General features: G+C 30.8%; 3 protein-coding genes. 2 read left to right on the forward strand and 1 reads right to left on the reverse strand.

The genetic code is table 11. The annotated features are described in order from the left end of the window. Positions 1 to 278: protein rep (locus CD147_RS07555; RefSeq protein WP_169926898.1), on the forward strand; the 278-nt coding region annotated here is incomplete at its 5' end. An 862-nt stretch (positions 279 to 1,140) separates the two neighbouring features. Here the strand turns inward: CD147_RS07555 and lnu(A) are convergent. After that, positions 1,141 to 1,626, reverse strand: coding sequence for a lincosamide nucleotidyltransferase Lnu(A) (gene lnu(A), locus CD147_RS07565; protein ID WP_001829870.1), 486 nt, complete (start codon positions 1,624 to 1,626; stop codon positions 1,141 to 1,143). A gap of 218 nt (positions 1,627 to 1,844) precedes the next feature. On the opposite strand from lnu(A), the gene CD147_RS07570 reads away from it, so the two are divergent. Beyond that, on the forward strand, positions 1,845 to 2,143 hold a 299-nt coding region (locus CD147_RS07570; protein ID WP_142382044.1), incomplete at its 3' end, for a protein rep.

A 2,143-nucleotide genomic window follows, 5' to 3' on the forward strand; every position in this document is an offset into this window, starting at 1 on the left:
CGGTTAAGTCATCTGATTTTTTAACTGATGATGATGAAAGAAATCAAGAAATCGTGAATGATTTAGAAAAAGGTTTATACCGAAAGCGTATGTTGAGTTATGGTGGATTACTTAAACAAAAACATAAGATTTTAAATTTAGATGATGCCGAAGATGGTAATTTGATTAATACAAGTGACGAAGATAAAACAACAGACGAAGAAGAAAAAGCACATTCGATTACGGCAATTTGGAATTTTGAAAAACAAAATTATTATTTAAAAAATTTGAAACGTTAGCTTAAAAGCTAGCGTTTTTTTATGTATTTTTGCCCCTGCGGGAACTATAGCGTTCAACCGGCATGGTTGACCACTTTTCATGCCAACTTTTAAGTTTGCATGTAAATGGGCAGTGTCTTAAAAAATCAACACTGGATTTGCTCGAATTTTAGTTTGTGAAATTAAGATATATTTATTTGGCTCATATTTGCGTTTTAAGAGGGTATATAAGTTTTTTGGTATAAAACTATATGATTTACCCCTAATTCTTTAAAATGCCCCCTTAAAATTCAAAATAAAGGCATAAAAAATAAAAGCTACCCCAAAATTGAGATAGCTTTTTTCTTTCGTACGGTCTATTTATTTTTCTTTCGACGCCGTATCGTCGATGGAATTCAAAAAAGTTATGGGCTATAAATCTACATCACTTTTTCAAGAATGTAGTAGCAATATTCAAGACAAATTAATTTTTATAACTGCTCGGAATATCTCAAGATATCTCAAGCCGTTTCTTTAATTTTGAAATAAAAAAATCGACGAAGGTCGATTATGGTTTTTACACGCGTTCTTTTAGAACGCATAAGTGCGCCCTTACGGGAATTAACTAGATTATAACGATGAAAAATAGATCTGTAAAGCGATAACTATTGTGATAAAGTTTGCTAAAAAAAGGAGTGTTTTATTTTTATAATTATCAAGACGATAATAAAAAATAGAACACGCATTTATGCCGAGAAAATTTATTGATGTTGAGAAGAACCCTTAACTAAACTTGCAGACGAATGTCGGCATAGCGTGAGCTATTAAGCCGACCATTCGACAAGTTTTGGGATTGTTAAGGGTTCCGAGGCTCAACGTCAATAAAGCAATTGGAATAAAGCAATTATGTTATTGATTTTAAATTTTTTATATCAAAATGGTCTTTTTCTGTTAAATCATAACCAGAATGAAAAAGAAGTTGAGCTTCTTTTGAAATACATGGTATTTTTCGACCTTTGTAATTAGTTTCTGAAAACCAGTCATTTTGGAAAACATAATTACCACCTTCTGGGTTTGCTTGGGTAATTGATCCATCATCATTTAGATTTATAGGATGAATATCTAAATACCCATATTCTTCATGCTTAAGTTCCATACGTGAAGGCATCCAATCAACTTCTATTTTGTATCCGATATCTTCTAATTTTTGTATAACTTTTTGAGTGTGTTGAGCGTCAAAATCTATATCTATATCTCTGTGTTCTCTTTGTTGTTTTCCAGTTAATACATCTACCCCCCAGCCACCATCTAACCAATAAGTTACTTTCATGTGTTCAAATAAATCTAAAATATAAAATAAATCTTTTTCTGTTACATTATTATTTTTCATTTTATCCCTCCTAACTTGGGAATTTGAAACGAGTTGAAAACGAGTTTCTTCTTGTCTTGATACTATATAGAAATAACGTTCTTTTTTAAAAACATGATTTGTCGTTGATATGACAGTGTTTTTATGTATTTTTGGAGTTGAAAAGAAAATTTGACATGAAAAAACCCCAGTTATATTATTAAGGTGTCGAATCTTAAATAAAACTGGGGGCTTTTTATATGCAATATAATACTACTAAATATATTGACGAAAATCAAGATAACGAAACATTAAAAGATATGACGAAAAGTGGGAAGCAACGCCCATGGAGAGAAAAGAAAATTGATAATGTAAGTTATGCAGACATACTGGAAATTTTAAAAATTAAAAAGGCTTTTAACGTAAAACAATGTGGTAACGTCTTAGAGTTCAAGCCGACTGATGAAGGTTATTTGAAGTTACATAAGACATGGTTTTGTAAATCAAAATTATGTCCAGTTTGTAATTGGAGGCGTGCTATGAAAAATAGTTATCAAGC

Source organism: Staphylococcus devriesei, assembly GCF_002902625.1.
Classification (GTDB): Bacteria; Bacillota; Bacilli; order Staphylococcales; family Staphylococcaceae; genus Staphylococcus; species Staphylococcus devriesei.